The 12,277-nt window shown below is 71.1% G+C and carries 14 protein-coding genes; 8 read left to right on the top strand and 6 right to left on the bottom strand.

Going from position 1 to position 12,277, the window contains the following annotated elements:
• Positions 1 to 27 precede the first annotated feature (27 nt).
• From ACZ4E1_RS19245 to ACZ4E1_RS19235, 3 genes are all read left to right on the top strand, one after another.
• Positions 28 to 189: a hypothetical protein gene (locus tag ACZ4E1_RS19245; protein ID WP_384623205.1), complete on the top strand. Its 162-nt coding sequence runs from the start codon at positions 28 to 30 to the stop codon at positions 187 to 189.
• A 30-nt stretch (positions 190 to 219) separates the two neighbouring features.
• Positions 220 to 567, top strand: coding sequence for a hypothetical protein (locus ACZ4E1_RS19240; protein ID WP_467540597.1), 348 nt, complete (start codon positions 220 to 222; stop codon positions 565 to 567).
• Between the two features lie 89 nt (positions 568 to 656).
• The gene (locus tag ACZ4E1_RS19235) at positions 657 to 1,826 is read left to right on the top strand and encodes a cysteine desulfurase family protein (protein ID WP_467540595.1); all 1,170 of its coding nucleotides are present in this window, start codon (positions 657 to 659) and stop codon (positions 1,824 to 1,826) included.
• 64 nt (positions 1,827 to 1,890) lie between these two features.
• Here ACZ4E1_RS19235 and ACZ4E1_RS19230 read toward each other — a convergent pair whose 3' ends face one another.
• Positions 1,891 to 2,580, bottom strand: a complete 690-nt coding sequence (locus ACZ4E1_RS19230) for an N-acetylmuramoyl-L-alanine amidase (protein ID WP_467540593.1) — start codon at positions 2,578 to 2,580, stop codon at positions 1,891 to 1,893.
• A gap of 88 nt (positions 2,581 to 2,668) precedes the next feature.
• Here ACZ4E1_RS19230 and mnmA point away from each other — a divergent pair, with 88 nt between their 5' ends.
• Positions 2,669 to 3,814 (top strand): tRNA 2-thiouridine(34) synthase MnmA, encoded by a 1,146-nt coding sequence (mnmA, locus tag ACZ4E1_RS19225; protein ID WP_467540591.1) that lies wholly within the window; start codon positions 2,669 to 2,671, stop codon positions 3,812 to 3,814.
• A gap of 70 nt (positions 3,815 to 3,884) precedes the next feature.
• Here the strand turns inward: mnmA and ACZ4E1_RS19220 are convergent, their stop codons facing one another.
• From ACZ4E1_RS19220 to ACZ4E1_RS19200, 5 genes are all read right to left on the bottom strand, one after another.
• A complete protein-coding gene (locus ACZ4E1_RS19220; RefSeq protein ID WP_467540589.1) occupies positions 3,885 to 5,003 on the bottom strand; it encodes a hypothetical protein in 1,119 nt (372 codons plus the stop codon).
• 10 nt (positions 5,004 to 5,013) lie between these two features.
• Positions 5,014 to 5,235 carry a hypothetical protein gene (locus ACZ4E1_RS19215; protein ID WP_467540587.1) on the bottom strand — a complete coding sequence of 74 codons (222 nt, stop codon included), beginning with the start codon at positions 5,233 to 5,235 and terminating at the stop codon, positions 5,014 to 5,016.
• Positions 5,236 to 5,262: 27 nt separating this feature from the next.
• The gene (locus ACZ4E1_RS19210; protein ID WP_467540585.1) at positions 5,263 to 6,384 is read right to left on the bottom strand and encodes a hypothetical protein; all 1,122 of its coding nucleotides are present in this window, start codon (positions 6,382 to 6,384) and stop codon (positions 5,263 to 5,265) included.
• 40 nt (positions 6,385 to 6,424) lie between these two features.
• The gene (locus tag ACZ4E1_RS19205; RefSeq protein WP_467540583.1) at positions 6,425 to 6,763 is read right to left on the bottom strand and encodes a hypothetical protein; all 339 of its coding nucleotides are present in this window, start codon (positions 6,761 to 6,763) and stop codon (positions 6,425 to 6,427) included.
• A 328-nt stretch (positions 6,764 to 7,091) separates the two neighbouring features.
• Positions 7,092 to 7,442, bottom strand: a complete 351-nt coding sequence (locus tag ACZ4E1_RS19200; RefSeq protein ID WP_467540581.1) for a DUF427 domain-containing protein — start codon at positions 7,440 to 7,442, stop codon at positions 7,092 to 7,094.
• Positions 7,443 to 7,519: 77 nt separating this feature from the next.
• Between ACZ4E1_RS19200 and ACZ4E1_RS19195 the strand changes: the two genes are divergently transcribed.
• The 4 genes from ACZ4E1_RS19195 to ligA all read left to right on the top strand — a co-directional run bounded on the left by ACZ4E1_RS19195 (position 7,520) and on the right by ligA (position 12,110).
• Complete coding sequence (locus ACZ4E1_RS19195; RefSeq protein ID WP_467540579.1) at positions 7,520 to 8,065, top strand: LOG family protein; 546 nt, start codon at positions 7,520 to 7,522, stop codon at positions 8,063 to 8,065.
• A gap of 7 nt (positions 8,066 to 8,072) precedes the next feature.
• Positions 8,073 to 8,771, top strand: coding sequence for an SDR family oxidoreductase (locus ACZ4E1_RS19190; RefSeq protein ID WP_467540577.1), 699 nt, complete (start codon positions 8,073 to 8,075; stop codon positions 8,769 to 8,771).
• A 31-nt stretch (positions 8,772 to 8,802) separates the two neighbouring features.
• On the top strand, positions 8,803 to 9,810 hold the full coding sequence (locus ACZ4E1_RS19185) for a methionine synthase (RefSeq protein ID WP_467540575.1): 1,008 nt from the start codon (positions 8,803 to 8,805) through the stop codon (positions 9,808 to 9,810).
• A gap of 110 nt (positions 9,811 to 9,920) precedes the next feature.
• On the top strand, positions 9,921 to 12,110 hold the full coding sequence (ligA, locus tag ACZ4E1_RS19180) for an NAD-dependent DNA ligase LigA (RefSeq protein WP_467540717.1): 2,190 nt from the start codon (positions 9,921 to 9,923) through the stop codon (positions 12,108 to 12,110).
• Positions 12,111 to 12,277: the final 167 nt, after the last annotated feature.

Raw genomic sequence — 12,277 nt, 5'->3', positions numbered from 1 at the left:
TTGTAACCCAAACCAGAGAGGTTCTCCATGCTGTTCCTCGTAGCGGCCCTCCTGCTCCTGGGCTTCGCCCTCGGCACCGTGGCCCACGCCCCGCTGTCCTTCACTCTGGTCGCCGCCGCCGTGATCGCCGTCTGGCTGATCGTCTTCGCGGTCCGTGAGCGCCACACCCGCCGCCGCCACCAGGTCTGACATCCGTCCATCCATCAGGGGGTACCGAAAATGCAGCTCACCGCAGAGAAGAAGTCCGACGCCGAGGCCGTCGAGGCCGGGGCGGTCGCCGAGACCGCAGAGACCGCCGAGGTCACGGAGAGCACCGAGGTGGCCGAGCGCCGCCGGGACGCCGACGGCATGGCCGTCGCCTCGTTCGTCCTGGGCCTCGTCGGCCTGCTGGTCCTCAACGTCTTCCTCGGCCCGATCGCCATCGTCCTCGCCGGGATCGCCCTGATCCGCGGCACCGCACGCCGCGGCCGGGCCCTTCTCGGCCTCGGTCTGGGCATCGCCGACCTTGTCGTCCTCGCGTCCTTCATCGCCGCCGACGGAACCCTGTCCTGGAGCATCGCGGGCTGACCCCGCACCCCCCGGACGGGGCCCCGCGTGGGTCGGGACCCCACGCGGCTCCCGAGGTCCGGCCGCGGACTCGTAGAATCGTGGCCACCATGGCCTACCTCGACCACGCCGCGACCACTCCGATGCTTCCGGAGGCGGTCGAGGTGATGACAGCCCAGCTCGCCGTCACCGGCAACGCCTCGTCCCTGCACGCCGCGGGACGCCGCGCCCGGCGCACCGTCGAGGAGTCCCGCGAGTCCCTCGCCGCCTCCCTCGGCGCCCGCCCCAGCGAGGTCGTCTTCACCTCCGGCGGAACCGAGGCCGACAACCTCGCCGTCAAGGGCCTGTACTGGGCACGCCGCGCCGCCGACCCGGCCCGCACCCGCGTCCTCGCCAGCCCCGTCGAGCACCACGCCGTCCTCGACGCCGTGCACTGGCTCGCCGAGCACGAGGGCGCCACCGTCGAGTACCTCCCCGTCGACTCCCACGGCCGCGTCCACGCCGCCGCGCTGCGCGAGGCCATCGCACGCAACCCGGACGACGTCGCCCTCGCCACCGTCATGTGGGCCAACAACGAGATCGGCACCGTCCAGCCCGTCCACGAACTCGCCGACGTCGCCCACGAGTTCGCCGTCCCGCTGCACGCCGACGCCGTCCAGGCCTTCGGTCAGCTCCCCGTCGACTTCGCCGCCTCCGGGCTCGCCGCCATGACCGTCTCCGGACACAAGGTCGGCGGCCCCTACGGCATCGGCGCCCTGCTCCTCGGCCGCGAGTGCGCCCCCGTCCCCGTCCTGCACGGCGGCGGGCAGGAGCGGCACGTGCGCTCCGGCACCCTCGACGTGCCGGCCATCGCCGCCTTCGCCACCGCCGGGCGGATCGCCGCCGAGCAGCGCGCATGGTTCGCCCGCGAGATCGGCGGCCTGCGCGACGCCCTCGTCGACGCCGTCCACGCCGCCGTCCCCGAGGCGATCCTCGGCGGCGACCCGGCCCCCGGCGGCCGGCTCCCCGCCAACGCGCACTTCACCTTCCCCGGCTGCGAGGGCGACTCCCTGCTGCTGCTCCTGGACGCGCAGGGCATCGAATGCTCGACCGGCTCCGCCTGCACCGCCGGCGTCGCCCAGCCCAGCCACGTCCTCCTCGCCACCGGCACCGCCCCGGACCTCGCCCGCGGCACCCTGCGCTTCTCCCTCGGCCACACCTCGACGGCGGCGGACGTGGACGCCGTGGCGAAGGCGATCGGCCCGGCGGTGGAGCGCGCCCGCACCGCGGGCCTGAGCTGATCCGCTCCGCGGGGCGGCGGGCGGGCCCTGGCCGGTCCGGTCCGGAACGGCGCCGCCCCGCCGCTCAGGCCTTCGCCGCGCCCGCCCGCTCGTGGGCCGCGCGCACCAGCCGCATGTACCGCTTCCAGTCCCAGTGCGGGCCCGGGTCCGTGTGGTCCGTGCCCGGCACCTCGACGTGCCCGATGATGTGCTCCCGGTCCACGGGTATCCCGTACCGTCGGCATATCCCCGCGGTCAGCCGCGCCGAGGCCTCGTACATCGCGTCCGTGAAGTCCTGCGGGCGGTCCACGAAGCCCTCGTGCTCGATGCCGACACTGCGCTGGTTGTAGTCCCGGTTCCCCGCGTGGAAGGCGACGTCCAGCTCGCGGATCATCTGCGCGATGTGCCCGTCCTTGCGCACCACGTAGTGCGCCGCCGCGCCGTGCCACGGATCCTTGAACACTCTCAGCGTGCCCTGGTAGCTGCCCTGTGTGACATGGATGACGACGCGGTCGATCGCGTAGTCCGCAGGGCGGTCCGCCCGCCGCCAGTTCGCCGCAGCCGCCGCCACCCACTCCGCGCCCTTGAAATCCACCTCGCCGGGCTTGCGCGGCTTGTCGACCCCGGGGACCTGCCACCACATCCGCGCCAGATCACCCCGCGCGAGCAGCCCCACGCCCACCGCCGTCGCCGCGCCCCCGACGATCAGCGCACGCCGGCTGACGATCCGGTCCCCGTCCCGGCCCTTCGCCCCGCCCGAACCCCGCTCGCCCACGCGACACCACCCCCGTTCTTCCCCCTACGAGATCCACAACGGATCTCAGGAGCATTCGGTTCCCACGGGCCCGTACCCTGTTAGGGCTATGACTTCGCAGACGCCGCAGCCCCCCGCCCCCGAGAAGGACCGCCCCCTCCGCGTGCTCGCCGCCATGTCGGGCGGCGTGGACTCCGCCGTCGCCGCGGCCCGCGCCGCCGAGGCGGGCCACGACGTGACGGGCGTCCACCTCGCCCTCTCCGCGAACCCGCAGTCGTTCCGCACCGGTGCCCGCGGCTGTTGCACCATCGAGGACTCCCGCGACGCGCGCCGCGCCGCCGACGTCATCGGCATCCCCTTCTACGTGTGGGACCTCGCCGAGCGCTTCCGCGAGGACGTCGTCGAGGACTTCATCGCCGAGTACGAGGCGGGCCGCACGCCGAACCCGTGCCTGCGCTGCAACGAGAAGATCAAGTTCGCCGCGCTGCTCGACAAGGCGCTCGCCCTCGGCTTCGACGCGGTCTGCACCGGGCACTACGCCAAGGTCCTGGCCGGTGCCGACGGCACGCGCGAGCTGCACCGCGCCTCCGACATGGCCAAGGACCAGTCCTACGTGCTCGGCGTCCTCGACGACCGTCAGCTCGCCCACGCGCTGTTCCCGCTCGGCGACACGGTCACCACCAAGGAGGAGATCCGCGCGGAGGCGGAGCGGCGTGGCCTCGCGGTCGCGAAGAAGCCCGACTCCCACGACATCTGCTTCATCGCCGACGGCGACACCCAGGGCTTCCTGGCCTCCCGGCTCGGCAAGGCCGAGGGCGACATCGTCGACGAGGCCGGCACCAAGCTCGGCACCCACGAGGGCGCCTTCGGCTACACCATCGGCCAGCGCAAGGGCCTGCGCATCGGCACCCCGGCCCCCGACGGCAAGCCGCGCTACGTCCTGGACATCTCCCCGGTGACCAACACGGTGACGGTCGGCCCCGCCGCCTCCCTCGACGTCGCGTCCCTGACCGCCGTCCGCCCCCGCTGGTGCGGAGCGGCCCCGACCGGCCCCGGCACGTACACGGCCCAACTCCGCGCCCACGGCGGCGAGACCGAGGTCACGGCGGAACTCCTCGCCGACGCACTCCACGTCCGCTTCACGACCCCCGTCCGCGGCGTCGCCCCCGGCCAGGCGATCGTCCTGTACGACGACACGCGCGTGGTGGGTTCGGCGACGATCGCGACGACGGAGCGGGTCGCGGCGGAGGTGTGAGGTCCGCCGCGGCGCGCGGAACAGGACGTCTCGTCAATTGATGATCACCACGAGCGTGGCGTGATCGGGCTCAGTGGGGTGCCTTTCTTCTGGTTCGCTCTGTGGTGGCCGTTCCGGCTGCCGTGAGTTCGGTGGCGAGGTCGAGCATCAGGGATTCGTACCGCTGAACCATGGCGTTGTAGGTGGTGACCATGGCGGCCACTCGTCGGGCGACTGCGGCGTCGTCGGACGAACCGAGATCCTTCGCGTCTGGTGCGACTCCAGGAGCGCATGCCGCGGCGGCGACGGTCGCCTCGACCGCCTCGTCACACAGCCTGGACACGGCGCCATTCACGAATTCGGCGAAGGAGAACACGGCCTCCGCGACCTCTGCGTAGTGCTCACGCTGAGAGTGGAACGTGTCCCGGGCGGTGTCCAGTTGGACCGCGGTCCGCTCGAAATGCGTCCACGCCGCATCCGCTGCGTTGCCCCGCCAAGAGGCCCGGAGCACTTCATTTCCGTGCCGCAGGTTCTCCGCGACGTCGGCACACAGATTTCCTAGACGTGACCATGTGTCGGCGCATTCGATGTATGTGAGCCAGTCGCCGGTGAGCCATTCGGCGACGGTGCCGAGGACGTCGAAATCGAAGGCCAGTCTCAACCCCTTGCGGGCCGTCTCTGACGGAATGCCCGCGCTCAGCAGCGTTCCCGCGTACGCGTCGTACGACAGGGAGGTGAAGTCGCGGTGGCCCGGTCCGCTGTGTCCGTTCGCCCTCTCGAGCCGGCCCGAGGCATCTCGCACGTCGCGGAAATCGGCTGCTCCGTCGGGCACGGTCCGGGCGACAGGGCCGCTGGTACCGGCCTTGAGACGCGCGGCGTCCAGTGCGCGCGCCCGGCGCGGATCCACAGTCCGGTACCAGGACGCGGATTTACGCAACTCCGACTCCGCGTCACGGAGAATCATGCCGAGTCGACTCAACACGTCCGTCGCCTGCCGCACCCTTTCCGCATGGTCGGTCACGGCCAGATTCCAGGCGTCCCCCGAAACCGAGAACCCGATGCGGGTGTTGCTGTCCAAGAAGGTGAGCCCGTGACTGCAGTCTTCGCCGGCTCGTCCCACGAGGGACGCGTACTCGATCAGGGCATCCGTCTCGACGGCGAGTGTCACGCATCTCGGCTCGGCCGTGCGGGCGGTGTTGCCCCTGTGCATGCCGGCTCGTTCAGGACTCGTCACTGCGCAGGCTCCGGATTCCGTAGAGAGCGGCTCCCACGCAGGCTGCTGCGACACCGGTGAGGCCCATGGAGAATTCCTCTCGCAGGGCCGTGACCGGCGCGGCTGTGGCCATGAAGAGCGCCACCAGGGTCATGTGTCCGACCGAGGCCCGGTGGTAGCGGTTCGCCCGGCCCTCGGGGGTTCGGGCATCCAGGTTTTTCAGGTACATGTACTGTTCCAGGTCCCTGCGTCGCGGCTAGACGAGTTTGTTGTCGTAGGCGTGGCCGACGACGGGAAATCTCTGCAACTCGTCCGCCATGCACAGCGTCAACGTTCCGCCGGCCGCGACGGAGGCGGTTACCGCGAGCAGGACGTTCTCGTACTGCTTCACGAGGTTGCTGTATTCGGCGATCATCTTCGATACGCGTTCGGCCGCGATGGCGGCACCGGCGAAGGAGCCGAGCAGGCCGACTCCTGTGGCCCCGATCGCCGCTGATGCAGCCGCGGCGATCGCGGCTTCTGTGGCTCGGTCGCAGATACTCGCGACGATGCCCTTGGCGAGGTCGGCGAACGAGAACACGATCTTCGCAATCCCCGTGTAGTGCTCGCGCAGTGCATGGAAGGTGTTTCCGGCCGACTCGAGCGTGGTCGCCATGCGCTCGAAGTACTTCCACGCGGCATCTGCGGCATTCCCGCGCCACGTCAGCCCGAGGACTTCGTTCCCGTGCCGGATGTTCTTCGCGGCTGCGTCACAGAAGTTGCTGAGGGAGTCCCAAGCGTCGGCGCAGGCGACGTAGTTCTGCCAGTCCCCGGCCAACCAGTTCGAGACGGTACCGAGAACATCGACGTCGAAGGCCAGCTTCAGCCCCTCGTTCACCAGGGCGGAGGGGCTGCCCAGGTCGAACAGCGTCCCCACGGTCTTGTTGACGGGGGCGAAGTCGAATTCGTGGCGGTGTGATGCGAACCAGCCGCCCGGGCCACCGGCCGGCTTGAGGTGTTCGAGGGCGTCGCACACGTCCCGGAACGTCGTGCTTCCGCTGGGCCGTTGACGTGGGACCGGGCCTTTTCGCGGTGCCGGATAGGTGGCGTCGAGTTTCTGGGCCTCCTTCAGGTCGATGGATTCGTACCATCCGGCCGTCATGTCGAGTTCGCGGTGTGAGGCGTCGAGGATCGTCTCGAAGCGGGTCAGGACGTCCTCGGCCGCGCGCACCTGCTGTGTGTGGTCGCCATAGGCCAGGTCCCAGGCTTTGGCAGCAACGGCGAATTCGATCGAGGTGTGCTGAGAGAGGTAGGTGCGGGCGGTCCTGAAGTCCTCGCTGGCGCGGTGGACCAGGGTCGCGAATTCGGTCAGGTCGCAGGATTCGACGGCGAGCGTCATGTGGGGGGTCTCCGAGTCCGGGACGTGCGGGCGACAGCGATCAGAGGGCGTAGCGGGACGCGCGTTCTTCGCGCATGCGATCCCGCTCGCGTTCTGTCTCCAACTCGCCCTCCTGGGCCAGTACATGACGCTCGGAGTCCGACATGGCGGCCCAGCGGCGCCGGAACTCCCCGGCGCGATCGATCGTGGCTTCGGCGTATGCGGGGATGAGGCAGGCCTCGCGCAGGCTTACGCGGCCTGCGAGCACCTCCCGCGCCATCTCCTCCAGGACGGGGCCGCCGTCACCGCGCCGGAAGGCTTCGAGGGCCTTCCGTAAGAGGCGTTGCCGGACCGGATCGTCATTGAGATCCATGGATGCGGCTTGGTCGAAGTGGGGCATGCGGTCTCCTAGGTGCTGACTGCATCAGGGAGCGCCGGAGCGTAACGGAACGTACAAGATCATTAACGGGGTGGATCCGGGGCGCAGGTGATCTTGGCCCGGGCCTGGGGTGGGTCTGGGCCCGGGCGGATCGCGGCCCGGCAAAACGTTGTCCCGGAAGGGGCGGTGGGGGAGTCGCCGGGAGGAGGGTGCCTCGTGGCGGGGCCGCGCGCCGCGCTCCGGGGCGGGCGGCGGCTTCCACCGCCGCGGTGACAGGAGCGCGGCGCGTTGACGGCGCCGGGTTGACGCCGAGCGCGCCGATCTCACGGAGAAGGTGTTCGCGGTCGGATCAGGCGAGTTCCGTCGCGTAGAAGCACAAGTGGTCCTTGATCGCGGCCACTTCGGGCTTCGGGTCCGGGTACGACCAGACCAGGTCGGTGGCGTCGGGGAGTGACCAGTAGGTGGCCGTTCCCTTGAAGGGGCAGTACGTCGTCGTGTCGGAGGGGGTCAGGAGGTCCGTGCGGACGTCCTCGCGGGGGAGGTAGTAGCGGACGGGACAGCCGGTCTCGCGCAGCACCACGGGGCGGCTGCTCTCGGCGAGCACCTGCCCTTCGTGGACGACGCGAACGTGCTCGGAGCCCTGCCGCACCGTGATCGTGTGCCCGGTGCGCTTGTCGTGCCCTGGGGTTTCTGACGTCATACCAGGTGCAGCGTCCGGCGCCGGGCCCTTCTTCCCGTCCACGCGCCCGCCCGCGCGCGGGCCGTACGGTAGATGGCATGAACATCTGTGTCTTCCTCTCCGCCGCCGACCTCGACGACCGCTACACCCGCCCCGCCCGCGAGTTCGCCGAGCTGCTCGGCAAGGGGGGCCACACCCTGGTGTGGGGCGGTTCCGAGAGCGGGCTGATGAAGGTCGTCGCCGACGGCGTGGCGGAGGCCGGGGGACGGCTCGTGGGGGTGTCCGTCGACTTCCTCGCCGCCAAGGCGCGCGCCGTCACCGCGCCCGACGAGATGGTGATCGCCAAGGACCTCGCCGAGCGCAAGGCGCTCCTCCTGGAGAAGGCCGACGCCGTCGTCGTCATGGTGGGCGGCACCGGCACCCTCGACGAGGCCACCGAGATCCTGGAACTGAAGAAGCACGGGAAGACGGACAAGCCGATCGTGCTGCTCAACTCCGCGGGCTTCTACGACGGGCTCAAGCAGCAGTTCCGCCGCATGGAGGACGAGGGCTTCCTGCCGATCCCGCTCACCGACCTGGTCTTCTTCGCCGAGGAGCCCGTCGGCGCGCTCGCCTACCTGGAGGAGTCCCGCGGCATCGAGTAGTGCGAGCATGGCGGGCATGGCAACTCATGTGATCACCGGCGCCGGTTCCGGCATCGGCGCCGCCGTCGCCCGCCGCCTGCACGCGCGCGGGGACGAGCTCTACCTCCACGCGCGCGACGCGGGCCGCGCCAAGGAACTCGCCGCCGAGTTCCCCGGCGCCCGGACCCTCGTGGGCGACCTCTCCGACCCCGACAAGCTGTCCTGGGCGTTCTCGCACCAGGCGCTGCCCGACCGCATCGACTCGCTGCTGCACATCGCGGGCGTCGTCGACCTCGGCAAGGTCGGCGAACTCACCCCCAAGGCCTGGCGCCACCAGCTCAATGTGAACCTGATCGCGCCGGCCGAGCTGACCCGCCACTTCCTGCCCCAACTCCGCCTCGCCCAGGGCCACGTGCTCTTCGTGAACTCGGGCGCGGGCCTGAACGCCCACGCCGAGTGGTCCGCGTACGCCGCCTCCAAGCACGGCCTGAAGGCCCTCGCCGACTCGCTGCGCCACGAGGAGCACGCGAACGGGGTGCGCGTCACCTCCGTCTACCCGGGCCGCACCGCCAGCCCCATGCAGGCGAAGGTGCACCAGCAGGAGGGCAAGGAGTACGACGCCTCCCGCTGGATCGACCCCGAGTCCGTCGCGACGACGATCGTCATGGCCCTCGACCTGCCCCGTGACGCGGAGGTCAACGACCTGACGGTGCGCCCGGGCCGCTGACCGCCCCGCGCGCGTTACGTACGCTTCCGGGGTGAGCAACGAGAGCCAGTTCCCCTACGGAGGCGCCACCGGCGTCGGGTCCCTGCCCGGCGGTGACGCCCGCGAGGCCGCCAAGACCGTCACCGGCACCTTCGAGGACTTCCCGTACCTCGCCGAGCTGCCCGCCCGCGGACCCGGCGCCGACATGATCGGCCGCACCGCGGGCCTGCTCGTGGACCTCTACGCGCGCGTGGAGCCCAGCGGCTGGCGCATCGGGGACCGGCCCGGCCGCGACACCAAGCGCGCCCGGTCCTGGCTCGGCGAGGACCTCGACGCCCTGGAGGAGTTCACCCAGGGCTACGAGGGCCCCCTCAAGGTCCAGGCCGTCGGCCCGTGGACACTCGCCGCCGCCCTGGAGCTGAGGAACGGCGAGGCCGCGCTCTCCGACCCCGGAGCCTGCCGCGACCTCGCCGGCTCCCTCGCCGAGGGCCTGCGCACCCACCTCGCCGACGTGCGACGGCGCGTCCCCGGCGCCCGCGTCGTGCTCCAGCTCGACGAGCCGTCCCTCATCGCCGTGCTGCGCGGACAGATCAAGACGGCCAGCGAGTACCGCACCCACCGCGCCGTCGACCGCCAGCTCGTCGAGTCCACCCTGCGCGAGGTCATGGCGGTCCAGGACGGCGAGCCCGTGATCGTCCACTCCTGCGCGCCCGACGTGCCGTTCGCGCTGCTGCGCCGGGCCGGCGCCGACGCGATCTCCTTCGACTTCTCCCTGCTCACCCAGCGTGACGACGACACGCTCGGCGAGGCCGTCGAGGGCGGGACCAGGCTGTTCGCCGGTGTCGTGCCCGGCGTGGACGGCCCGTTGTCGGACCCTGCCGGTAGCGTCATGGGTGTCAGGACGCTGTGGCGCAGGCTGGGGCTGAATCCGGGGTCGCTCGCGGAGTCGGTCGTGGTCACGCCGTCGTGCGGCCTCGCGGGCGCCTCGCCCGCGTACGCCCGCGCGGTGCAGGCCCACTGCGTCCGGGCGGCGAAGTCGCTCGCGGACAACCCAGAGTGACCACAGTGAGCGCGTACGCAGGCTGACGGGAGGACGAGACGGTGGCAGCCGGAGCAGACGGACAGGCAGGGCGGGCGGGACAGGACGGCGCGGGTGAGCGGGTCGACCGGATCGCGGGCGGGGGCGCCGTCCCCGCCGCGGCCCGGGAGGAGCACGCCCGGCTCGCGGAGCAGATCGAGGAGCACCGCTTCCGGTACTACGTGAAGGATGCGCCCGTCGTGTCCGACGCGGAGTTCGACCGGCTGCTGCGCGCCCTGGAGGCGCTGGAGCAGGAGCACCCCGAGCTGCGCACTCCCGACTCGCCGACCCAGAAGGTCGCGGGGGACTACGCGACGGAGTTCACGTCCGTCGAGCACCGCGAGCGCATGCTCTCGCTGGACAACGCGTTCGACGACGCCGAGCTCGCCGCCTGGGCGGAGCGCGTCGCCAGGGACGCCGGCACGACCGACTACCACCTGCTGTGCGAGCTGAAGATCGACGGCCTCGCGGTCAACCTGACGTACGAGGACGGCCGGCTGACCCGCGCCGCCACCCGCGGCGACGGCCGCGTCGGCGAGGACATCACGCCCAACGTCCGCACGATCGCCGAGATCCCCGACCGCCTCCAGGGCGACCGTATCCCCGCCCTCGTGGAGATCCGCGGCGAGGTCTTCTTCCCCATGGAGGAGTTCGAGGGGCTCAACGCCCGGCTGATCGAGGCCGGCGACAAGCCCTTCGCCAACCCGCGCAACGCGGCGGCGGGCTCCCTGCGCCAGAAGGACCCCCGCGTCACCGCCTCCCGCCCGCTGCACATGGTCGTCCACGGCATCGGCGCCCGCGAGGGCTTCGACATCGACCGCCTCTCGCACGCCTACGAGCTGCTGCGCGAGTGGGGCCTGCCCACGACCTCGCACAGCAGGGTCGTCGACGACCTCGACGGCGTCCGCAAGTACATCGCGCACTACGGGGAGAACCGCCACTCCGTGGAGCACGAGATCGACGGCGTCGTCGTCAAGCTCGACGAGATCCCGCTCCAGGGCCGGCTCGGCTCCACCGCCCGCGCCCCGCGCTGGGCCATCGCCTGGAAGTTCCCGCCCGAAGAGGTCAACACCAAGCTGGTCAACATCCGGGTCGGCGTCGGCCGCACCGGCCGCGTCACCCCGTACGCCCAGGTCGAACCGGTCACCGTGGCCGGCTCCGAGGTCGAGTTCGCGACGCTGCACAACCAGGAGATCGTCAAGAAGAAGGGGGTGCTCATCGGCGACACGGTCGTCATCCGCAAGGCCGGTGACGTGATCCCCGAGATCCTCGGCCCGGTCGTCGACCTGCGCGACGGGACCGAGCGGGCCTTCGTGATGCCCGCCGAGTGCCCCGCCTGCGGCACCCCGCTGCGGCCCATGAAGGAGGGCGACATCGACCTCCGCTGTCCGAACGCCCGCACCTGCCCGGCCCAGCTGCGCGAACGCCTCTTCTACCTCGCGGGCCGCCAGTGCCTCGACATCGAGAACTTCGGCTACGTGGCCGCGGCGGCGCTCACCGCACCGCTGGAGCCCGAGCAGCCGCCGCTCACCGACGAGGGCGACCTCTTCGACCTCACCATGGAGCAGCTGCTGCCCATCCGGGCGTACGTCCTCGACCAGGACAGCGGACTGCCCAAGCGCGACCCGAAGACCGGCGAGGACAAGATCGCCGACGTCTTCGCCACCAAGGCGGGCGAGCCGAGGAAGAACGCGGTCTCGATGCTGGAGCACATCGCCGCCGCCAAGGACCGGCCGCTCGCTCGGATCATCAACGGCCTGTCGATCCGGCACGTCGGACCCGTCGCCGCCGCCGCGCTCGCCCGCGAGTTCCGCTCCCTCGACCGCATCGATCAGGCCACGGAGGAGGAACTCGCCGCGACCGACGGCGTCGGCGGCATCATCGCCGCCTCCGTGAAGCAGTGGTTCGCCGAGGACTGGCACCGCGAGATCCTGCGCAAGTGGCGCGAGGCCGGCGTCCGCACGGAGGACGAAGGCGCAGGTGAGGACGAGGGCCCGCGCCCCCTGGAGGGCCTGACCGTCGTCGTCACCGGCACCCTGCAGAACTACACGCGCGACGTCGCCAAGGAGGCCCTGCAGAGCAGAGGCGCCAAGGTGACCGGCTCGGTGTCCAAGAAGACGTCGTTCGTGGTCGTCGGTGACAACCCGGGGTCCAAGTACGACAAGGCCATGCAGGTGAAGGTGCCGGTCCTGGACGAGGACGGGTTCGTCGTCCTGCTGGAACAGGGACCGGAAGCCGCCGCCGACGTGGCACTTCCCGCCGAACAACCGACCGAGGAGTAGCGGTTGAAGGCCACCCGTTCGGCGCATATCAGATGCATACGGGTGCCCGGGGCGCATTCGGGCAACCGTGCTCGGGCGCGTCCGACTGGTGCCCGTGGAAGCCTTCCGCGGCCTACTGTTGAGAGGTGCGCCTGCCGTGTCCTGCCGCGGACGGGGCGTGTCCTGCT

The organism is Streptomyces sp. NPDC025806 (assembly GCF_055558275.1).
The sequence above is the reverse complement of the archived record's forward strand: the minus strand, read 5'-3'. Positions and strand labels throughout refer to the sequence as shown.